This is a genomic window from Planomicrobium sp. MB-3u-38 (assembly GCF_002836425.1).
GTDB lineage: Bacteria > Bacillota > Bacilli > Bacillales_A > Planococcaceae > Planococcus > Planococcus okeanokoites.
The window spans coordinates 245,451-266,559 of sequence record NZ_PJBO01000001.1; the positions used below are offsets into that span (position 1 = coordinate 245,451).

At 43.8% G+C, this 21,109-nt stretch carries 27 protein-coding genes and 1 riboswitch; of the genes, 21 read left to right on the top strand and 6 right to left on the bottom strand.

Going from position 1 to position 21,109, the window contains the following annotated elements; genetic code table 11:
- Positions 1-66: 66 nt before the first annotated feature.
- A riboswitch (SAM riboswitch) is annotated at positions 67-181 on the bottom strand.
- 134 nt (positions 182-315) lie between these two features.
- Together CXF70_RS01465 and CXF70_RS01470 are read right to left on the bottom strand one after the other, a co-directional pair.
- Positions 316-1,347, bottom strand: coding sequence for a C39 family peptidase (locus CXF70_RS01465; RefSeq protein WP_101801199.1), 1,032 nt, complete (start codon positions 1,345-1,347; stop codon positions 316-318).
- A gap of 33 nt (positions 1,348-1,380) precedes the next feature.
- Positions 1,381-1,950, bottom strand: a complete 570-nt coding sequence (locus CXF70_RS01470; RefSeq protein WP_101801200.1) for a TVP38/TMEM64 family protein — start codon at positions 1,948-1,950, stop codon at positions 1,381-1,383.
- Positions 1,951-2,185: 235 nt separating this feature from the next.
- On the opposite strand from CXF70_RS01470, the gene CXF70_RS01475 reads away from it, so the two are divergent.
- The 6 genes from CXF70_RS01475 (at position 2,186) to CXF70_RS01500 (ending at position 6,518) form a co-directional block, all read left to right on the top strand.
- Positions 2,186-2,803 (top strand): bifunctional transcriptional activator/DNA repair enzyme AdaA, encoded by a 618-nt coding sequence (locus tag CXF70_RS01475; protein WP_101801201.1) that lies wholly within the window; start codon positions 2,186-2,188, stop codon positions 2,801-2,803.
- Positions 2,754-3,662, top strand: coding sequence for a DNA-3-methyladenine glycosylase 2 (locus CXF70_RS01480; protein ID WP_101801202.1), 909 nt, complete (start codon positions 2,754-2,756; stop codon positions 3,660-3,662). Before CXF70_RS01475 ends, CXF70_RS01480 begins: the two co-directional genes overlap by 50 nt.
- Positions 3,655-4,146, top strand: a complete 492-nt coding sequence (locus CXF70_RS01485) for a methylated-DNA--[protein]-cysteine S-methyltransferase (protein ID WP_101801203.1) — start codon at positions 3,655-3,657, stop codon at positions 4,144-4,146. Before CXF70_RS01480 ends, CXF70_RS01485 begins: the two co-directional genes overlap by 8 nt.
- 478 nt (positions 4,147-4,624) lie before the next feature.
- On the top strand, positions 4,625-5,197 hold the full coding sequence (locus CXF70_RS01490) for a DNA-3-methyladenine glycosylase I (protein ID WP_101801204.1): 573 nt from the start codon (positions 4,625-4,627) through the stop codon (positions 5,195-5,197).
- A gap of 3 nt (positions 5,198-5,200) precedes the next feature.
- Positions 5,201-5,707, top strand: coding sequence for a GNAT family N-acetyltransferase (locus CXF70_RS01495; RefSeq protein WP_101801332.1), 507 nt, complete (start codon positions 5,201-5,203; stop codon positions 5,705-5,707).
- A 25-nt stretch (positions 5,708-5,732) separates the two neighbouring features.
- On the top strand, positions 5,733-6,518 hold the full coding sequence (locus tag CXF70_RS01500; protein ID WP_101801205.1) for a phosphotransferase: 786 nt from the start codon (positions 5,733-5,735) through the stop codon (positions 6,516-6,518).
- A gap of 317 nt (positions 6,519-6,835) precedes the next feature.
- On the opposite strand, the gene CXF70_RS01505 is transcribed toward CXF70_RS01500, so the two are convergent.
- Both CXF70_RS01505 and CXF70_RS01510 read right to left on the bottom strand, forming a co-directional pair.
- Positions 6,836-7,084 carry a hypothetical protein gene (locus CXF70_RS01505; RefSeq protein WP_101801206.1) on the bottom strand — a complete coding sequence of 83 codons (249 nt, stop codon included), beginning with the start codon at positions 7,082-7,084 and terminating at the stop codon, positions 6,836-6,838.
- 14 nt (positions 7,085-7,098) lie between these two features.
- Positions 7,099-7,377: a hypothetical protein gene (locus CXF70_RS01510; RefSeq protein ID WP_101801207.1), complete on the bottom strand. Its 279-nt coding sequence runs from the start codon at positions 7,375-7,377 to the stop codon at positions 7,099-7,101.
- 539 nt (positions 7,378-7,916) lie between these two features.
- On the opposite strand from CXF70_RS01510, the gene CXF70_RS01520 reads away from it, so the two are divergent.
- The 15 genes from CXF70_RS01520 (at position 7,917) to CXF70_RS01590 (ending at position 19,337) form a co-directional block, all read left to right on the top strand.
- Positions 7,917-8,816: a S16 family serine protease gene (locus CXF70_RS01520; RefSeq protein WP_101801209.1), complete on the top strand. Its 900-nt coding sequence runs from the start codon at positions 7,917-7,919 to the stop codon at positions 8,814-8,816.
- Positions 8,817-9,098: 282 nt separating this feature from the next.
- Positions 9,099-9,923, top strand: coding sequence for an MBL fold metallo-hydrolase (locus CXF70_RS01525; protein WP_101801210.1), 825 nt, complete (start codon positions 9,099-9,101; stop codon positions 9,921-9,923).
- A gap of 45 nt (positions 9,924-9,968) precedes the next feature.
- The gene (locus tag CXF70_RS01530) at positions 9,969-10,472 is read left to right on the top strand and encodes a hypothetical protein (RefSeq protein ID WP_101801211.1); all 504 of its coding nucleotides are present in this window, start codon (positions 9,969-9,971) and stop codon (positions 10,470-10,472) included.
- A gap of 142 nt (positions 10,473-10,614) precedes the next feature.
- Positions 10,615-11,055 carry an NUDIX hydrolase gene (locus CXF70_RS01535; RefSeq protein WP_101801212.1) on the top strand — a complete coding sequence of 147 codons (441 nt, stop codon included), beginning with the start codon at positions 10,615-10,617 and terminating at the stop codon, positions 11,053-11,055.
- A 432-nt stretch (positions 11,056-11,487) separates the two neighbouring features.
- Complete coding sequence (locus CXF70_RS01540; RefSeq protein WP_233208511.1) at positions 11,488-12,042, top strand: sigma-70 family RNA polymerase sigma factor; 555 nt, start codon at positions 11,488-11,490, stop codon at positions 12,040-12,042.
- Positions 12,032-12,829, top strand: coding sequence for a hypothetical protein (locus CXF70_RS01545; protein WP_101801213.1), 798 nt, complete (start codon positions 12,032-12,034; stop codon positions 12,827-12,829). Before CXF70_RS01540 ends, CXF70_RS01545 begins: the two co-directional genes overlap by 11 nt.
- 120 nt (positions 12,830-12,949) lie before the next feature.
- Positions 12,950-13,174 (top strand): hypothetical protein, encoded by a 225-nt coding sequence (locus CXF70_RS01550; RefSeq protein ID WP_101801214.1) that lies wholly within the window; start codon positions 12,950-12,952, stop codon positions 13,172-13,174.
- Positions 13,175-13,302: 128 nt separating this feature from the next.
- A complete protein-coding gene (locus CXF70_RS01555) occupies positions 13,303-13,758 on the top strand; it encodes a YhfM domain-containing protein (RefSeq protein WP_101801215.1) in 456 nt (151 codons plus the stop codon).
- Positions 13,759-14,070, top strand: coding sequence for a hypothetical protein (locus tag CXF70_RS01560; protein ID WP_101801216.1), 312 nt, complete (start codon positions 13,759-13,761; stop codon positions 14,068-14,070).
- 143 nt (positions 14,071-14,213) lie between these two features.
- Complete coding sequence (locus tag CXF70_RS01565) at positions 14,214-14,969, top strand: hypothetical protein (protein WP_101801217.1); 756 nt, start codon at positions 14,214-14,216, stop codon at positions 14,967-14,969.
- An 86-nt stretch (positions 14,970-15,055) separates the two neighbouring features.
- Positions 15,056-15,559 (top strand): PH domain-containing protein, encoded by a 504-nt coding sequence (locus tag CXF70_RS01570; RefSeq protein WP_101801218.1) that lies wholly within the window; start codon positions 15,056-15,058, stop codon positions 15,557-15,559.
- The gene (locus tag CXF70_RS01575; protein ID WP_158241141.1) at positions 15,552-17,036 is read left to right on the top strand and encodes a PH domain-containing protein; all 1,485 of its coding nucleotides are present in this window, start codon (positions 15,552-15,554) and stop codon (positions 17,034-17,036) included. Before CXF70_RS01570 ends, CXF70_RS01575 begins: the two co-directional genes overlap by 8 nt.
- 226 nt (positions 17,037-17,262) lie before the next feature.
- Positions 17,263-18,114, top strand: a complete 852-nt coding sequence (locus CXF70_RS01580; RefSeq protein WP_101801334.1) for a mechanosensitive ion channel family protein — start codon at positions 17,263-17,265, stop codon at positions 18,112-18,114.
- Between the two features lie 585 nt (positions 18,115-18,699).
- Positions 18,700-18,930, top strand: coding sequence for a hypothetical protein (locus CXF70_RS01585; protein ID WP_101801220.1), 231 nt, complete (start codon positions 18,700-18,702; stop codon positions 18,928-18,930).
- Positions 18,931-19,052: 122 nt separating this feature from the next.
- Positions 19,053-19,337 carry a hypothetical protein gene (locus CXF70_RS01590; RefSeq protein WP_084243715.1) on the top strand — a complete coding sequence of 95 codons (285 nt, stop codon included), beginning with the start codon at positions 19,053-19,055 and terminating at the stop codon, positions 19,335-19,337.
- 35 nt (positions 19,338-19,372) lie between these two features.
- On the opposite strand, the gene CXF70_RS01595 is transcribed toward CXF70_RS01590, so the two are convergent.
- Positions 19,373-19,942 carry a hypothetical protein gene (locus CXF70_RS01595; RefSeq protein WP_101801221.1) on the bottom strand — a complete coding sequence of 190 codons (570 nt, stop codon included), beginning with the start codon at positions 19,940-19,942 and terminating at the stop codon, positions 19,373-19,375.
- Positions 19,943-20,093: 151 nt separating this feature from the next.
- Complete coding sequence (locus CXF70_RS01600; RefSeq protein WP_101801222.1) at positions 20,094-21,056, bottom strand: hypothetical protein; 963 nt, start codon at positions 21,054-21,056, stop codon at positions 20,094-20,096.
- Positions 21,057-21,109: the final 53 nt, after the last annotated feature.

Here is a 21,109-nt window from a genome sequence, read left to right on the forward strand (position 1 = left end):
AAAAAAAGCCCTCTTTTTTTCTTAATCCATAAGAAAAAAAGAGGGCTCCAGAATGAAACCATCTCGTTCTCATCTTCCAAATGCAAGGATCGCATTTGCAGGAATTAGCACAGTTTTCGCATGAAGCGAATCCGCTGCCGAAACGTCATAGGGCCTGTCCCTCGGTTTCTCTGGATAAGAAAGTGATGTACGTATTTGATTTGTAATGACTACTTTAGTGGCGTTCGAAACAAAAGTCAACAGTTTTAATTATATTTTTTTAAATCCTGCATTCATGATTGCCCGATAACTTCCCGGCATCCCCACAAGCTCAACCTACCTTCTCACAATAACAGCCTGGCTTCCCATCGCTTCATAGCTATCAAAAAAAATTTTTTCAGGATAGTTTACACGACCTTTAAGGGGGTCCATTACATAGACGTTGCCGTCTTCCCAGCCGTCCAGCACCACGCTGTGCAAATTACTGAAAGAAGGGTGGAAATCGCCAGTTTCTTCGATGTACCAGCCGCCGGAAGTGACCGGTGGCGACAAATCCAGTGTGACCCAGACAATGACCGGAATATTTCGATCGGTATAGGAAAGGATTTCCTCCTGGGTGCTGCCGCTGACATTTTCGGCGATCAGCCGGCTGCTTTTGGAATCGATGATTCCTTTGGCTGCTTCGACGATCGGTTCTGCAAATACATACCAGCCTCCGTTTGCCTTTCTGGGATTGCCGGCATATGCCTGATGAGGATCTGGTCCGAAACGTTTGCCGTTTTTGAAGGTGAAAGACGATTTTGGCAAGTAATCATCAGCCATGGTCGTTTTGGAAACTTTGAGGCGATAATGATTGAGAGCAGATGTCAATGTCGTAATTTCACAGCCATTCGGCAGTTCGGGGTCTTGCATCAGAATCGGTACATTTATATGAGTGGCTTCACGTTCAACATAGGTTTCAATCGTGGTCGGCAAGTCGTCCGGCTGATGAAGATACATTTTTTCTTCCGCCAATTTTACGGCGCCTGAATCTGTATCTGCGCGCACAATTCGAATCCGGTATTCATTTCCGTCGACCAATGCATCTGCTTCCATTTCACCGGCTTCATCGGATTTTATTACATCGACCAATGTGCTGGTGCTGGTATCAATGATGTATAGCAGATAGTTTTCAAGCGGCTGTCCGTTTCTGGAATTTGTCAGCAAAAAAGCCTCTGAAGATACATTCTGATCAGGTGATTCAATGGCAAAGCCATCGGCCATGATTTTTTTGAATGAAGTTCCAAGCGACGATGGACTGAATCCGACAATGAAAAAGGACAGCGCAAAAAAGGCTCCGAATCTTATAAGTTTATGGGATGTCTTCAAGGTAACAGCTCCATTATGGGGTAAGTTGAAATATTACATCTGAACTTTACTTCTGTTTTTATTCCAGATCAGCAGCAGTACCACGAGAGTCAAAGCGGCTAAGCTGCACTGATAACGGACGGGAATGGTGTGGATCACGCCATACATGATGGCCACTTCAATAAAAACTGCTGGAATCTTTCCGATTGTGCTGGCAGCCATAAACAGCGGAGCGGAAATCGGTGTTAACGAAGCGCCAGCGGTCACCAGCCCAGAAGGAACAAATGGAATGAGGCGAAGCAGAATAACCGTCCAAAATACCTGGTTGGATGAAGACTTTTGAATCCGTGTCCAGAACCGGTGCTTCAGCCATCCCGGATCCATTTTTCTGAATCCATAACGGTATAGATAAAATCCGGCAATCGCCCCAAAAATTTCTCCGGACAGCGAAAGCACTGTACCGAGCGCAATGCCGAAAGAACTGATATTAAGGCCCGTCACCAGGAAGCTTGGAAAAAATCCTATCGCGCCGATCCCCAAATTCAATAGTAGCAACAGAAGAAAATCAATGATGGGAATTTGAGTAAGTATAGGATTCGCCTCCTCCGGTGAAAAGTTCAACATGATTGATTGACCTAATTATACATTGGAATAAACGGCACGGCTTTAATTTTGAGAAATACTTTCTGAGGTTTTTTTATGCGAATGAATCATTCCGCTGGAGCGACCATAAGCGCAAAATCGAGGACGAAAATTTCGGGCTGTGATTGATAAAATGAAAGCAGAAGTATTGCCGGTAATTGGTTACAATGGAGATAAGATTTAAGAGCGGAAAATTCGTGGGAAGGGAGTGTGGAGGATGACTGCCGAAATAAATTTTACGTTTGAAGAAATGTGGGAGAAAATCATGGCCTGCGACCGGAAATACGATGGGCTGTTCTATACAGCGGTGAAAACAACGAAGATCTATTGCAGACCTTCGTGCCGTTCCAGAAAGCCGAAGAAGGTGAATGTGGAATTCTATACAACGATTCAGGAAGCGGAGAGCCGTGGGTACCGGGCGTGCAAAAGATGTCAGCCGGAAACGGAACACTCACCTAACGTTGAAGTAGTGCGGAGAGTGATCGACTTGCTTTTGGCTTATCATAATCGCAAATTGAACCTTGAAGAAATCGCTTCACATGCCGGCTTGAGTCCTTCGTATCTGGACCGCATTTTTAAGCAGGAAACGGGAGAGACACCCCGATCGTTCCTGGAGAAAATCCGCGTGGACAAAGTGGCACATTTGCTGAAGCATACTGAAAATACGAATCTGGAGATTTGCTACGCAGCAGGTTTCCAAAGCACCTCGCACTTTTATAAAGCGTTCCGGCGCTCTAAAAACCTTTCACCAAGCGATTACCGAAAAATGACGAAGGAGCTGGAAAATGATTCCGAACACAAACAGCAGTTCCGTGAGAGTTCCTGTACCGGTTGAATTCAGTTTTGAGGAATGCTTGGTTTTTCTCAACCGGTCCGGTCAGGAAAATCTCCACCGGATACAAAATGACCAAATCATAAAGCTGATCGACCATCAGGGAGAATTGATTTTAATAGGCATTACCCATGCGGAGCAGCATTTGCGGGTAGAATTTTTAAACGGCAAACCTTCTCAAGCAGGGCAGCGGGCAGCTGCTGAATATGTTTGGGCCTGGTTTGATTTAGAAACGGATATTACCCCTTTTTACGAAATGGCAGCGGGAGATCCGATTTTACAGCCGATTGTTAAGCGCCATTTCGGTTTGCGGGTTATGGGTTTTCCCGATTTATTTGAAGCCATGGCTTGGGCAATCACCGGCCAGCAGATTAATCTGACTTTCGCCTATACCTTGAAAAAACGGTTTGTCGAAGCTTACGGAAAATCATTAGTTTACGAAGGCGAAATTTACTGGACGTTCCCTTCCTGCGAAGAAATTTCGGAGCTTAAGGTAAGTGATTTGACGCCTATGCAGTATTCGGTGCGAAAAGCGGAATACATCATCGGCATTGCAGCTGAAATGGCGAAAGGAAATCTGGTGAAGGAAAATTTCACAGATGGAAAAGATGCGCAGACTGTGGAAAAAGAACTGGTCGCGATAAGAGGAATCGGCCCCTGGTCCGCTAATTATGTCATGATGAAATGCCTTGGCTTCACCTCGGCTTTTCCGATTGCCGACGTCGGTTTGCACAACGCGCTGAAATATCAATTGGAGTTGGAGAAGAAACCGTCAATAGCTGAAATCGAGCGCTATGCGGAAAATTGGAAAGGGCGGGAGGCATACGCCACTTTCTATCTTTGGAGGAGTTTATATGAGTAATTTATATCAAGTGGATTATGAATCACCGATCGGCGTCATGGAAGTAGTAGGTACAGAACAAGGGATCCTGTCGGTTTTATTCACAGAACGCGAAGAGGTCCTGCACCAGCCGCAACCGGACACGCCGCAGGTTTTAAACGATTGCCTGCAGGAGTTGGACGAATACTTCAAAGGTGAGCGCATGGATTTCACCGTTCCTTATTTTTCCGAAGGGACGGAATTCCAGGGCAAAGTCTGGTCTGCCCTGACGACAGTCGGCTATGCAGAAACCGCTTCCTACCGGGATATCGCGGTTAAAGTCGGAAGCGAAAAAGCGGTGCGAGCAGTGGGCAACGCCAACAGCAAAAACAAGCTGACCATCATTGTGCCGTGCCACCGGGTCATCGGCACGAACGGGAAACTGACGGGTTATGCAGGAACTTTGACGAGAAAAGAATGGCTTTTGAAGCATGAGCAGGCGACCCGGAGCAAGAATACGTTATAGGGTGGCTTAGCTTGGAACAGCTTTTTGGGGGAGAAACTTTTAAAAGTTTCTCCTTTTTTAATTTGAGTAGAAAAGATCGGGGAAATTGCCGAGCGTAGATATATTCTTCTGAACGTAGATATAATTTTTTGAACGTAGATATATTCTCCTGAACGTAGATATATTCTCCTGAACGTAGATATAATCTTCTGAGCGTTGATATAATTCGCTGAACGTTGATATACAACAAACAGGCAAAGGTACGTGGGGGAAAAGCCGCTTTATTGCGATTGATATCCCTCCAAAAGTGAAGATCAAAAGACAAATGGCTGCTTTTCGCAGGCGAAAAGCGAAAAATCTTAAAAATCTATAGTTTTAGATGTGTATTTTTGAAAGTTTCAATCGATGAAATACATCCGTTTTATTTTAAATAGGGCACGCAGTAATCTCTTTAAGAATGGTAAAGTAAATTCAAAAGAACGAAAGAGGTGGCTCACAGATGGAACAATGTTCATGGCCGAGCAACAGCGAAATGATGCAGGCATATCACGAGAAGGAATGGTGCAGACCGACGCGGGACGACCGCTATATTTTTGAATTGTTGAATTTGGAAGGCGCACAAGCAGGGTTGTCATGGAGCATCGTATTGGCAAAACGGGACGCATACCAGGCGGCTTTTAAAAACTTCGACATCGCGTATTGCGAAGGGTTGAGCGATTCGGATCTGGAGTCAATAAAAGAGAATTACAATGTCATCAAGCATTTTGCGAAGCTGCAATCGGTTCGCAGCAATGCGCAGGCAGCTTTGAAAGTGCAAGAGGAATTCGGCAGTTTGGCTGAATTCCTGTGGAGCTTTACAGAAGGCGAACCGGTCATCAATCAGTGGGAAGACAGTACGCAAATGCCTGCTGAATCTCCTTTGTCCGTGCAAATCAGCAAAGAACTGAAAAAGCGCGGCTTTAAATTCGTCGGACCGGTTACAACTTATTCGTTTCTGCAGGCGATCGGCATAGTGGATGATCATGTGAAAACCTGTGATTTTCATACTTCGAATCGGCAAGGGAGTCGGTAAGTGATGAATATTTCACTGAGCTTGCTGCAGGAATCGGATGCAGAAGAATTGTTGGAGTTTGAAAGGGTAAACCGATGTTTCTTTGAGAAGATGGTGCCTGGCCGAGGCGACGATTATTACCAGTGGGCGGTTTTTTTAGACAGGCATCGAGAACTTTTGGAAGAGCAGGAGCGAGGCGTTTGCCGGTTTTATTTGATAAAAGATCCTGACGGAAATATCGCTGGGCGGATTAACTTGGTTGATATTGATGAGGCTGCCGGCACGGCGGAAGTCGGTTTTCGGCTGGGAGAAAATTATGGCGGCAAGGGAATGGGAAGCAAGGCTTTGTCCCTCCTTTTATCCACTGAATCCGATTTGAAACAGATTCAGGCAAAAACGACGACTGTGAATAAGTCGTCTCAACGAGTTCTGGAGAAGAATGGATTTATCCACATGGGGATAAGTGATGATGAATTTGAAATGAATGGTGAGAAGATGAGATTTGTGCGTTACCTGTGGGTAAGTAATTAAAATTTAATGGGGACGGAGGAATCGAATGGAAGATGGTAATAGTGAAGAAAAGCTGGCAGGCGGAAATGTCTCTGATGTTTACCGGTTAGGAAAGACGGTAAGGCGGGAATTGAAGCCAGAGAGTCATAAAATTCATCAGCTGCTGAACCATCTGGAGAATAAAGGCTATAAATACGCGCCAAAATTCCTGGGGATAGATGAAAAAGATAGAGAAATTTTGACGTTTATCGAAGGAGAAGCTGGAAATTATCCGTTGAAAAAATATATGTTGTCAGATGATAGCTTGAAAGAAATCGGCAAAATGCTGCGGCTTTATCACGAGGCTGTGATAGATTTTCCTTTTGATGATAGTTGGCAGCCGCTCGATCTTACGCCCCAGCCATTCGAAGTGCTGTGCCACAATGATTTCGCTGTTTACAATATTATCTTTAATAAGGGGAAGCCAGCAGGCATCATCGATTTTGACGTGGCTGGACCAGGGCCCAAGCTCTGGGATGTCGCCTATACACTGTACACCTGCGTTCCATTAAGCAGATACAAGCCTGGAGAGGAAAAAGTTTATTACGACCCTTTAAAGGATGCCGAGCCGACAAAGCATAAAATAAAAATATTTTTTGAAGAATATGGTGAGAAAGCAGCGGAAAATTTATTGGAAATGGTCATTCTTCGCTTAGAAGGCTTATGTAAAACAATCGAAAGAAAAGCCGGCGAGGGTGATTCTGCTTTTCAGGTGATGCTGGCTGAAGGACATTTGGAACATTATCAGGAGGAAATTCACTTTATTCGTGAGAATGGGTGGGACTGGATCTGATTTTATCTATAAATGGTAGCGTCTCTTTGCGGAAATGATGATTATCGCTCATTTGAAATGCTTTCTTGCTTCGGAAGGAGTCGAGAAGAAACCCGAATGCCGGATTTCTTCTTTTTATTGTGTGTGACGGATTTCTATGAGCAGTTTTCGGGATTCTATGATCACTCGGCCGTATTTCGGCCGATATTTTTAGAGAAACTCACCGCTCATGAACAAAACGAATCAATTCAGTAATTGAAGATATTAGGAAAGAGAATCTGTATTTGATGCTCCTTCAAATTATGAAATGGCCAGTGTAAAATCCGAACTATCTCCGATCAATTTTTTAAAATCAAGCCACTCCATCCCATTCTTTCAACTTCTTCAAGAGAAGGTTCGGTAACGAATGATGTATCATCGTGAATTCCGTTTTTATTATTTAATACATCAGTGATGGTCTTCCATTGTGTTTCGCATTCCTCGCAAAGAAAGAATAAGTTGTTCGTTTCTTTTTCTCTTACGATTTCTACCCAACCCTGTGCACAAACTAAACACCAGGCAACTTTAAAATTATATGTCGGATACATAAATATCAAACCCCTCAATCACTACGAACATTCTTCGAAGTGTAACCGATGAACAAAAATATGAATCCGATCACGCAGGTGACAATGGCATATCCAAAACCGGCCACTCCTCCTGCAATGCCATCACCTGTCAGTGCTCCAACTATTCTAATACCGAGAAAAAGAACTATGACGGGGAGTAAGAAAGCCGTGACATAACCGGCATTAATCCATCTGTGCCGTTTATTCCCGGCGAACTTACTGACGCCGTAACATAGCAGGATTATATAAGAAATGAAAATCAGAATATCCACGAAAGTTCCTCCTTCTCCAGTTTAATCCGTATATGCTGAACTGTTATGATTAGTCCGTACCCAATAATTAGCCGAAAGGTTAGAAGGAGCGGCATCTAAGAAATGATGAATAGAATGACTAAGTTATATTTTAATGCTCTCTTTATCTTGTTCCCGGTCCTTTTTCTATTCAGCTCACTTTTATGGAAAATAGTGATTAGAAGCTATAACGTTTTCGAGGTTATTACTGATACCCTGTGCATTATCGCTATTTATTATTTTTTAATGAGCTGCATTTTTATTTTCCTAAGCAACAGAATTAGTGAAGATAATAAGAATATTTGAAAATGAAATATCACTGCGGGGCTGCCGAGAAGGCGGTCCTTTTGTATTCGGTGGAAACTATTTAATATTTCCTGAATTGCTTCTCATACTAATTTAATCTTAGATGTTCCCAAAAAAAATTTCACAACACAAAGTGCAATTGTTATTAAATGGTATAATCAGTATAAAACAAAATGACGGAAATTTCTGCGTTTTATTAAAAAGGTGGGTGTGGAGTGAAGGAGGAAAAAAGGGGTTCGCGTTTTCTGCTGATAATTTCTGTTTTCATCATTTTTTATATTATTTTAAGTTCGTCTTTTTATTTCGGTTTTATAAACGCATACATAGTAGCGGGGGCATTATTTTTAACATTAATGATTTCATGGATTTTCCTCTTCCGTTATCGCCATACAAAGGGCAAGTTTGGCAAAGTGAGTTTGATAGTTTTACTGGTGGGGATCCTTTTCATCTTTGATTTCTTCCTTTTACAATTTGAACAGATGAAGTACCGGACATTGATCCACGAAGAGCCCGTTCAAGCCGCTGGAAATTCAGGCATACACTTGATGAGCGTTGGAACGGCTTATTTCAGTCATGCAGAAAGCAAAGAATGGCTGATCAAGAACTTTGAAAGAGGGGGCCAGGACTTTTTTCAAATAGAAGAAGTGGACAATAAAACACGCTACCACAGCAGAAACGATGTCTTCCTGCAGTTAGTTGGTATCCGAAATGACGAGGTTTCTGTCATGGCGAAAAATGTAAGGAGTTATCTGGGTGAGGAAACAGCCGGTGTCGAGCAGTTTCTTGAAAGCGAAGATATTTCTGGAGACAGCGCAGGTTTGGGTTTGGCGCTGACTGGTTTGATTGAGCAAAATAAACTCATGAATAATTTGGACTTTGGGGTAACAGGAGCATTAAGTGAACAAGGGGAAGTCAGTGGCATCGGGATGATTAAAGAAAAACTGATGATTGCTGAGAAAGAAAGATATCCGTTCATGATCATTCCCAGTGAAAATGCTCAAGAAGCTCGTCAGGTTAAAGAGGCGGAAAGCCTCGAAATTCAGTTATTTGCTGTAAGCCATATTGATGAGGCGGTCCGGTTGATAAATAGATTGAATGCGGAAGCAGAGGTATGAAAAAGGGGACAAATAAAATTATGAAGAGAAGAAACTCGAAGGCCGGGTTTCTTCTTTTTATGTGGCTTGGGAATTTCTATGAGCGGTTTTCGGTGTTCTATGATCACTCGGGTTTTATTCTACCGAAATTCCACTAAATCTCTCTGCTAATGAAGAAACTGGACCAATGGATGAATTTAAAATGGGATATTTAGGATATACTGGTTACTGGGAAGTTCAACTAACTTAAAATTAAAAATTTTTATATACATAGAGAGCGAAGAGAAGAAAGGGTGTAAGAAAATGAAAAATTTTATCTGCACAACTTGCGGCGTACAAGCAGAGCAGTCAGTGACGGAGCCAGACACGTGCATTATTTGCAATGAAGAGCGGCAATACGTCAGTCCGAATGGCCAAACCTGGACTACATTGGAAGAGATGATTCAGGCGGAGAAATATAAAAATGAGATTGTGCCGGCAGAAGAAGGGCTCTATACCATTTCCACTTCACCGAGTTTTGCCATCGGGCAGACGGCGTATCTGGTGCAGGGGAAGAACTTTAATTTATTGTGGGACTGCATTACGTACCTCGATCCGAAGACGATCGGAGAAATAAAAAAGCTTGGCGGCATCGACGCCATCGCGCTTTCGCATCCGCATTATTATTCGGCACAGGTGGAATGGGCGGAAGCATTTGGAGCGTCGATTTACATTCATGAAGACGATAAGGAATGGGTGACAAGACCGAGTGACCGGATCATTTTTTGGTCGGGAGAATCGCTCGAATTGGCGGAAGACATCATTTTGCATCGTGTAGGCGGGCATTTCAAAGGCGCCGCTGCAGCACATTGGAAAACTGGGAATGACGGCAAAGGTGTCTTGCTGACGGGAGATATCATCCGGGTAGTGGCGGACCGTGAGTGGGTGACGTTCATGTACAGTTATCCGAATTTCATTCCGCTGCCGGCATCGGTTGTTGAGCGAATGGCGGATCAGTTGGAGAAAATTAAGTTCAACCGAATCTACGATGCATTTCATCGGATTGTGCAGGAAGATGCAGGCGCGGCGGTGCAGCGTTCGGCGAAAAGATATGTGGATGCGTTGAATGGTGAGCTTTTTGAAACGTGAAAGTAGAAAGAGAATAGACGATTTAAGAGGAGGTATAGCTGTCCGATGAAATTCTACAAATCATTTCTTATAAGTCTATTGCTCATGTTATTAGTTTTAGGCGGATGCAGTACTAGCGCAAATAATACTGAAAGTGTCATAGCAAGTGAGAAGACATTGCCTTCTGAGTTTTACGAGGGTGCGTTCGAAAGAGAAACAGCGCCACTTTTTCAATTCATGGCCAAAAGAGCTGTAGACCAGTCGCAGTTTGAGCAAACCTGGGACATGTACGGGTTTGAAGGGGAGATGCCGGCTGTGGATTTTGACGGGAAAGATGTCTTTTTCATCGGAGTTCATGAGTCGGGAACATGTGCTTTAGAGGTAGGAGATATTGAATGGTTCAATGATATTGTTATGCAGGTACCATTAATAGAACCGGATCGCGCCTGTACTGCTGATGCCACCCCCAGAACGTTCGTTATTGAAATTGATAAAGAAAAGTCCAGTGAGCTGGAGGATTTAGTGATTGTCCAAAGCGGCATATCAACAACTGTGCCGTTTGAGAACTAGTTGAAATTGAAGAAACGCTGAAATCTTCAGGGTGTTTGAATCGGCGGTTAGTGTCTAATGAGAAGTTTCCAGGCTAGAACTAGTATATAAGGTATATTTGAAGTCAATAAACTATAGAGATAATTCGAACGGGGGAAATGCCATGATATCTAAAGAACAAAGCACGCAAACACTTTTTACACCACCGAAGCATATCGTTTCTGCAGCTACTATTGTGCTGAATGATGAAGGTGAAATCTTGTTGATCAAAGGTCCACGCAGAGGCTGGGAGATGCCGGGCGGACAAGTGGAGGAAGGGGAATCGCTGAAAGACGCGGCAATCCGGGAAACGAAGGAAGAGTCGGGCATCGATGTTGAGATTGTGAAGTTCTGTGGTGTATTCCAAAATGTCGAAGGATCCATCTGCAACACGCTGTTTTTGGCGAAGCCAGTTGGAGGAATACCGACAACGTCATCTGAAAGTCTGGAAGTGGGATTTTTTCCGCTAAGCGAAGGGCTGGAGATGGTGACATGGAAAAACTTCCGGGAAAGAATCGAGTTTTGTTTAAATGAAAAAGAGCATCCGTTTTACGTGGAGTTTTAAGTTTGGGGAGGAAGAAGTGCTGAACGCGCATATCTTTTTTTAATCGCGCATAAAAACTTCTAATCGCGCGCAAATTTTTCTGACCGCGCATTAAAAATTTTAATCGCACGCAAATGAAAATAATCGCACGCAAGCAGACCCGGATCGCACGCAAATCGATTTAATCGCACGCAAACGGGAGCTGATCGCACGCAAATCCTTCCGGCATCCAATTTCCACCTTTCCTAAACCCCCAAAAACCAAAAAGGAAGCTTTTCGCCCAGCGAAAAGCTTTTATTTAAGCAAAAAATACGGCTTAAAGTGGGAATGCGCATCTTTTAACCAAATGTTGATGAGAATCTAGAGAAAATTACGCTGATTTGAAACCAAAACTTTCTCACTTACGTTAGAGGGATACTTAAATAGAAAAAAACAAAAAAAAGGGGGAGACGGGTGTCGGTGAATGTGGAAACGCGGACGTATGAAATGGCGGATGCCGAACAGTGGCTGGTGGAGATCATGGATACATACGGTGACCGGCTGACGAAGCTAGCCTACAGTTACGTCAGGGATTGGGGCACGGCGCAGGAAGTGGTTCAGGATGTTTTTTTGACTTGTTATAAAAAACGTGGAAGTTATGAGGAGATAGGTTATTTCAAGGCGTGGATCTATCAGATTACGATCAACCGGTGCAAAGATGTGCTGCGGACTGCCTGGGTGAAGCGGGTGGTCGTCAATAATTCTTTATTCCAGTTTCTCAATGCGCAGGACCGGACACCGGAGCAGGAATCCGTCCGCCAGCAAGCCAATAACGAACTCGTCGAGAACATTCTGTCCCTACCGCTTAAATATCGGGAAACGATTCTTCTTTATTATTATGAAGAGCTGAGTATACAGGAAATCAGTGATTTATTGAAAATGAAAGCCAATACCGTCAAAACGCGCTTGAAGCGCGGGCGGGAAATGCTGGGCGATACGTTGGAAAGAGGTGATTTTGATGAAATCTAAACTGACCGATGTCCGCAGGTTGATGGATGACAGCGTGTTTGAGGATGAAAAGTTCACGGAGCAGCATAAACGGCAAGTGCTCAACCGGATTACGAAAGAAGAGCGAAAAGCGGATTGGCTGCCGCGATCATTAAGTGTCGTATTTTCACTCGTTCTGATTATCTCGGTGGCTTTTTTGCTGAATACTGTTCTGGACATAACTCCGGTGCAGCAGGGCAATCCGGATGGAGCGGACCAGCCGCAAACGCCGCCGCAGGAGCCGATTGAATCGCTGGTGCCGCCAGTGCCCGAGGATTCAGAAGCAAATAAAGAAAAAGAGGATGCGGCAAAAGAAGAAGAAAATACACCAAATGAAGAGGAAAACGAGACAGCTGACGACGGCGTATTCGAATTGACGCCGGAGGAAATGGGGGCCTACGAAAATTTCAGTGCGGATTTCGATACTGCTCACTTGAAAGATCTCGATCCCGTCAGTGTGGCGAAGTTATACGTTTGGGCAGGGTATAATCAAAATTATGAAGTGGAATATGAATTGCTGACGGATCGTGAGGAATCCATCATGTGGAGCAAAGAAGAACATTTGGCTATGCCTAACGAGCACAGAGCCAAACCTGAAGATTCTATTATATTTTTCAGGAACATTGATGATGGAGAATTTCATACTGCGGACGGTCTCTCCGGAGGGGTATCTTTTCGCCATGCAGATGGCCCCGAAGGAAAAGCGAGTATGAATATGATCCAAAACGAAGACGGCGTCTGGCAAGTCGGTTTCATGGCCTTGCAATAATAAAACCCATATTTCCAATAAGATTCGGTGAGTCGCTCCAAGCCATCTGATTCCAGATGGCTTTTTTAATGAAGAAAATTAAGTTATTTTATTGCGCTTGTGAGGAGCGGCGATGCAGTATTGGATGAAGCAGGAGAAAGAGATTTTGGCCAATTGATGGAAAACAGGATTCAAGGTGTGGCGAAGAAACAAGCGAGTGATGGACCGTATCGTTATCAAACCACTTTCACTGTCCCTGAAAACTTCAATCTGGATGATTATTCGTTGATGGTCCCATTCGGCACATTAAGTTCGAACCAGCCGATTGAGATGGCTCCTATTAAAATCGATTTAACGGAAAAATAAAATCACACCCGACTTCGAAAGGTTTTGTAACCTCCGTTGTCGGGTGTTTTTGAATTGATGTGCTGGTGTAACTTTAGACCGGAACTTCCGTCTACTGGGAATACTAAGAAATAATGGAGGCGGCATAAATGAAAAGAGCTGTAATCTTATTTTTATTCGCGTTGACAGCAATCGTTTTCTTCGCATGCCAGCCTGAAAAAGAAGCGGTCGAAGCTGAAGAAGCGAAGAATGAACTTAAAGAAGAACTATTAGCAGAAGGCGAAATCGCAAAAGTCGAGTTGTCTGAAGTAAAAGGGTTCGAGCCTGTTGTTTATGTTGAAACGGTTGAGCTGGAGCTTTTTCGCAATCTGTTTTCAAGTGCAGAAAAAGAGCCAGGCATCGTGAATATGGGTGATCCGGAATTTTATCTGAAAGTGGTCATGGAAGATGGAGAGAAGCATTATTTGAATCTGTGGCTTGGCGGCGAAGGGGAAACGGCTTCGCTGATGAATCCGGACGATACGCATACGATTTATACGGTGATGCCTCAAGAGAAGGAAAGATTGACGGCGTTGATGGAGAACGAAATAAAGGGGGAGAATTAGATGGGGAAACTGGCAGTTATTTTAGGCGTAATACTTTTATTAGCTGGCTGTAATCCCTTCGACTCCAGCAACTACCAAGGACTTGTTGTGAGTGTTGATGAAACAAGTTTTATGCTGTGTCCTTGCGAAGGCAATCCGGAGGCCGAGTATCCGATTTATGAAATATTTGTGGGGAACGATACCGAAATTGTTGGCGTCAGAACGGAATTCATGGAAATCGAACAGGGCGACGAGGTAAGGGTGTGGGTAAAAGATGAAGAAGCGGCTGAATTAGTAGGCGAGAGAATTTCTGTTGAGAGTATGGGTGAATAAGCGCCGAACTCACTCCTGCTTTAAAAATTCATCTTTTTTGAGCTTTTTTTGTTATTTATCACACCTCCTATTAAGAAAGTTCCGTTTAGCGTATCATCGAAGAAAGACCGTTTACATAAAATTGGATTGAAGGGGGACCTTCCATGCAACTGAAAGAATCCATAGACTTCCTTCTGCTCGGCTTAGTATTGCTGTTTGTAATTGCAGCCGTCTGGTATATATTCAGAAAGGGGAATAAATGGGCGATGCTCATAACTGCTGTGTTGATCACCGGATATATGGGCTATTATTTCTACCTTCCAACTTTAAAAGCGGACACCCATGCCGCGAAATATGAGCAAATCATGGAATACTTGGACAGCAATTACCCGAATCGGCAATTTACTGTACGGCCGGAGCGGTATGAGCCTGGCTATTATATGGGTACATTCGATATCAATGAGAAAGGAACGCCAGAATTCGGTGTGACATTGCATGTGGAAGATGACGGTGATGTCGTCCAGACAAGCTACTGGGAAGATGGCGGCTTTCCATCACAGCAGGACTTATGGAAGAAGCTCGCTTTTAGCTACCATGAGGAATACTCACTCGACAGTAAAAGGGTCGAAATCACAAAACAGGACGAATGGATCGTTGGTGAGCTGACGGTTTTCGCCTTGCTGATAGACGGCAATCTATCAATCGCTGTCTACGAATATTCACAGGCAGGGTATAGCTGGAATGATTTACAGGAATCCAAAAACGGAGATTTCGTGTCAGCTGAAGCCGGTGGACGTGTGTTTATCTTTTTTGATGAAGCATACACAGGAAATACTGCAGAAGTGCAATTGCAGAACGGTGAAACGATTGTCGTGGATGCTGCAGAACATAGAGTGGAACTATTTATCGCAGACCAATAATGAGACCTTCAGTCCGAGCTTCGGAGGCTCTTGATTTTACGAAACTTAACGACTTCAGAACCGTAATAAAGATGAGGTGAAAAAGAATGGATTATATATTGAATGAGCCAGAAAGGCAGATTTCCACAAAAATCATCCAGATCTGGCGGACGACGAATACAATCGGACACGGTTCTTTCTTATTGGGATTTAGTGCGCTGCTTGCAGCCAGCCATTACTGGGACTGGTATAACTGGGTCAATATCACGCTGTATGTGCTGATCGGCATCACGGTGATGTCGGCGATTTTCAGTATCTTGATCGAGCCGGTTTATATCCAGCGCACTTGGCGCTATGATGTGGATGAGAATTTCATCCAGCTGAAGCACGGTCGCTGGAATGTCGAACATAAAATCATTCCGATGGCAAAAATTGAGTACGTCACAACCGACCAGGGACCTTTTTTGCGAAAAGCAGGCTTATATTCACTGAACATCGGAACGACTGCTTCGAGCCATAAGATTCCTGCCATCCCGGAAGAGGAAGCGCTGAAGCTGCGTTCACTGATCGCTTCGTATGCCAATGTGAAGGAAGATGATTCTTTTGAATAATACACAGGAAGCCAAACGCTATCACCCGGCCTATCTGCTTGTGGAACTGTTCGAATTTCTCCGCAATAGTTTTTTCTTTATCTTATTCCTGTTCATCTTCAATTTCGACGTTACGTCAGGATGGATCTTTTGGGCGAAGATTGCGTTTCTTGCAGCCGCCGCATTTACAGTCGGGAAAATCTTTTTGTCCTGGCGGCTCCATACTTACGAATTCGACCAGAAATCAATCACCTTGCGTGAGGGTATATTCGTCAAGAAAGTGCGGACCATCGCGTTCGACCGGGTCCAGAACAAAAAGACGTCGACAACATTCATACATAATTGGTTCAAGTTGACGTCTCTGACGCTTGAAACAGGCACTTCCAGCGACGAGGCATCAGTGCGCTTTCCGGTTTTGAAAAGGCAGGAAGCGGATGCGATAGTGGAAACTATTGAAAAAGGGGTTTCTGCAGAAACAGCGGCGTTTGAATCAGCAGAAGGGGAACGGGATGCTTCATTGCCGGTACGGCCAGAGAAGTCGCAGCGCCAGGAATACTTCCGTTCAACGAAAAAGGATACATTGCGCGCCGCATTCACATCGCTGAGCTTTCTGGCCATCTTCCCAATTCTGCTGACGCTGTATTTTCAGATCGATGAGTTTTTCTCGCTGGAGGACGATGCGGAAAACGCGGTCCTTTATTTTGCGGATCATTTATGGCTGCTCGCTCCGCTGTTCATTGTCGCCATCCTTATTTCTTCGGTCATCGGTTATTTAATTACCACGATCCGCTACGGCAATTACCGGATTGAAGCGGATCGTGAGCGCATTTACATTACGCGCGGTGTCGGGCAGGTTCATACATTTTCCATCCAGCGCAATAAAGTCCAGGCGATTCAAATCGAGCAGCCATTCATGAAGCGCATCTGGGGCATCGTCGAAGTCAAACTGATCAGCGCAGAAGCTCTCAGTATCGGTGATGAACTCGCAACCAATTCGCTGTATCCATTCATGAAGACAAAAGAAGCTTATGCGTTGCTTGGGGAGTTGCTGCCGCAGTACACAGTGCAGGACAATTTAACCCGCCTGCCCCGCAATACGATTTGGCTGAAGCTGCTGCGTCCGTATTACGTGACGGTCATCGCCGGCGTCGCTCTATGGTTTTTCAGGCCGTCGCTCTTATGGGTGGCAGGAGTGCTTTTCGCGATTAGCCTCGTCAGCCGCTTATTCGATTACCTGTTTACGCGTTACGCGCTCGAAGGCGATTCGATCCAGATCCGGACTGGCGGTTTCACGACGACGACTTTCATCACCCGCCGCGAGCGGATTCAGGAAATTGAAGTAAGCCAGTCCAAGCTGCAGCGTGCTTTCGGTGTTCGCAGTCTTGGATTTACGAATCGTGCAAAGCCGATTCACGTCAGTTCGATCCAGGACGTGCCGGATGGACTGGGCAACGACTTTAAGCACTGGTTCGTCCAGCGTAAAGTTAAATTGGAATAGGAGATAAAAGGTAAAACCGTTCTCTCTGATTCTGTGCTGAATCGATGGGGGCGGTTTTTATTGTATTTGAAAACTGTGATCCATTCTAATGAACATACGCTTTTGATCTTTCATTTAGAATGAAATACATCAACGATTTATGTTATAAAGGAACATGGAACTAATAGAGGTACCTGACAAAACTTTTTTTACGGTAATGTCTAAAAGGAATGAAAGGATTGGTTTTGTGTTTGATTATAAGAATATTGACTGGGAAGTGCTGCTCATTGAGGCTGGCGTAATTGCAGCTCAGATTATCGGCATCCTGATAGCATTCTTTATTGTGCGGGCCATCGGCAATAAAGTGATCGGCCGCTTTTTCAGTAAATTATTGCATAAAGGTGACGTGACGAAAGGACGCGCCTTGACGCTGCAGAGCCTGGCGGAAAATGTTTTTGGCTATGTACTGGTTTTTATTCTCGTGGCGACGATCTTCAGCATATTCGGGTTGTCGGTCGCGAGTCTGATTGCCGGAGCGGGGATTGTGGGACTGGCGATCGGGTTTGGGGCACAAGGACTCGTCAGCGACGTGGTCACAGGATTCTTTTTACTGTTGGAGAAACAAATTGACGTCAATGATTATGTGACGGTGGGAAGCATCGACGGCATTGTCGAAGCAGTCGGCTTGCGTACAACGCAGATCCGCAGCTTTGACGGAACGTTGAATTATATTCCGAACCGCGACATCACCACGGTCAGCAACCATTCGCGCGGCAATATGCGCGCATTGGTGGATATCGGCGTATCGTATGATGCGGATATCGACAAGGCCGTTGCAGTGATTCAGTCGGCTTGCGACAGAGTTGCGGCCGACAATGAAACGATTGTTGAAGGACCGGATGTCATCGGCGTCCAAGCTTTCGGCGCATCCGACGTAACGCTGCGCATCATCGCCAAAGCGAAGAGCGGCGAACAATGGGGAGTCGAACGCCAATTACGCCAAGCCATCAAGGAAGCGCTTGATGCAAACGGCATCGAAATTCCATTCCCGCATCAGGTGAACATCCACAAGAATTTGGAGATGGCGGAGCAGAGGTAAGGGAATGGACTTGTTATTTAACTGTTTTGGATAAAAATAAAGATTAATTTCGAGGTTTTAAACGAATCAGAGGCTTTTCGCTCAGCGAAAAGCTTCTTTTTGATTTTCGGTGGCTTTGGGGAGTGACGTAAATAGCAGTGTGTTAATTTGCAGGCGATTAGATCAGAATGCGGGCGATTAAAAAATTTTGCGGGCGTTTAAAATAAAATGCGGGCGATTAGACCGGAATATGTGCGATCAACAAATTTCAGCATAAAAAGTCGAGCAACCAAGCCTTTCCTGATTTATTTCAAGTAAATAATTATGAAGAGCTCGAAAAGGTAAAAGAAAATCTGAATATTATTGGTATAATGTAAAAGATTAGATGGAAGTTATTAACTGCTTTGACAGATATATTAGTTCGTCATGAAGGTGATAGAGGAAACTAAGAGAAGAATGCAAAGAAAAAAGCATCCTACTATTTCTATTTTCTGACGCCTAAAAATTCACTTGAAATGTATCAGGAATGACATTTTGCTGACGATTTTGAAGAAGAACGGAAATTCTTCCTGAAGTCGGGACAATAAAACCAAAGGGGAAAAGAAAATGAATGATGCACTTTACTTAAATTTCGGGGATATTGTCGCGACGATTCTAATACTCGGCATTCCGACAATCCTCATTTTTTTCATCAGTAAAGCTTTTAAGCGCGACAAAGAAAGATCGAATGAGCGACTGGGAATGGAAAAAGAAAATGCAGTCATGCTGCAAAAGCGCATCGATGAGCTGAATGACCGGCTCGTCGTGGTTGAGGAGAAGTTGAAGGAAGCTGAGTAAGGGAAAAAGGCACCGCTGGTAGAGGGTGTTTTTAATTTGGTCGACTCTTTGTTTCAATATATAAAAGCAGCCGCTATAGAAGCTGTAAAGTATTATAATGTGAATGAAACGAGGTGAGCGTAATGAAGAGAAAAAACCTGAAGATGTTTACCCAAATTTCATTTTATATAGCACTCGCTGTAGTTTTTCTTTTGCCAATCTCAATTTTGTTCACATTAAATGGCCTGACTGTGTTCCTTTTATTAGCTACTGTATTTGGCATTCCATTAAGTGTCGTTTCCATGTTCAGCAGAGAAAATCTGGCGATACGAATTTTTTCGCTGATCGTCAATTTTGCGCCGAGCATGCTCTTCGGCTACGCGATCCTCATGGAAGTTATGGACGATCTTCTGCGATCACCGCCTTGAATCCTTTGTAAGGCAAACTTTCTATGGTTTCTGCCTCATTTATTCTTCTCAAAAAATACCATTCTTTCATTGATTTCCACGGAAAGTTCTTCGATATTCACCTTCATATCAGAAAACACCTTCAAATCTTCAGCATCTAACTCAATTCGGCTTTGTCCAAGTTTTTCGTATATGAAAGGCGCTGTTTTTTCATAGAGGTAGATATCCCGCGGGTCACCGTTATCCGGATGCAGGCCTTTCATATGTCCGATGACAACCAGAAATTTTTTATTGTCATCGGCAGAATTGAAACGATGTCTGCTGTGCTCGTCGTCGGCATTCATAGTTATATATATAAAGGATGCAAGAATCGTAGATGGAATAAAGAAAGCCATCAAAGCAATTGAAATGTATTTCATGGGACGATTAGATTTAAAGAAATGGTACAAACTGAAAAAGAACAACATTGTCGATATGATATCGGCACTAGGCAGCAGTAAATCGAGATCAGTATCCTTATAGATAAAAAGGTGATTCTTATTGGCCATTGCATACAACATGGTCAACCTCATGAGAAAATAAACAGAAGTGAAAAGCAGGATTGCCAGGTGGATTTTCTTTTTCATCTTTTAGACGCTCCTTTGCTATTAATTTTATAGGACGGCTCAGGGATGGAGTAGTTTCTTGTATTTACGGATTTTGGTTAAGAATGGGAAGGATTTACGGGGGGAATGTAAATCCGGACAATAGGAAGTCTTTTTCTTACAATTAGTCAATTCAACTATCCCCAATCGGCAATTGTTTATTTCTATAATCCGCCAAATCAAATAAGTAACTTTCATTTTCACCCTGCAGCAAAAGCTTGGAGCCACGCCCACTGACAAGGACGGGGCGTATCTGATTCCCTGTCGAATTTATAAACTTGAGTTCATTCACTTTATGGTACGCTGCACCTGTCCGTTTAGCTAAATGAAAAATCCCGTCGTTTTGAGCCTTATCATCAGACAGTAGATAATCGCCAGCTACGGCAAAAGCGGAAAGGTAGTTTGGGACTTCTTCGTTCATATAATAAGTCGTTTTGCCATTTCTTCTATTACCTATCTGAGAATCCCATAGCCCGCAGGTAAACCAGATTTCTTTATTTGACAGTACATTCAGAGCAAAGCAATCCATAATAAAATGTTTGTCTGGCTGTTCGTAAGTGTAGATGACTTCCCCAAATGCAGTCCAGTTGATCAGTCCATGTTTCCCGATGGGGTCATCCCAGCCATAATTGCCGAAAACCCCTTCGTCAAAATATCCAGTCCAAATCTTCTTGTCTGCCGATGCAGAAATCTGTTCAATGCCATCCCCTAAGCAAAATGAACGGACAAAATTCCCTTTCGTATCGAAGATTCTTGCATTTTCGTCCACTTCTCCATTTTCATATTTAATAGCTCTCGCACAAACCAGAAGGAGCTGATCTTCGCCTAAGAGTTGGATATAGTGATAATTCCATGGTTGTCGAGGGATAGGAATTATTTTTTTTACGCCGTCAGAGAACAAAATAACTTTGTAATCGATGAATTCTGTGGTTTTGCTTTGTGGAAAGCTTCCATCAATCAGTTCAGGAACCGAATTTGCCAACAGCAGGCAGATTTCGTCATTGGAGCCGAGTGATGCGTTTCGAAGTGTGTAGCCAGCCAGTTCGTCTTGCCAAACCGCTTCCGGTTCAAGTTCGATCGTTTCGTGTTTTGTCATCATTTTAGCTCCTTTTTGTAAACAAGCAATCCTGTTACTATATTCTACCAAAG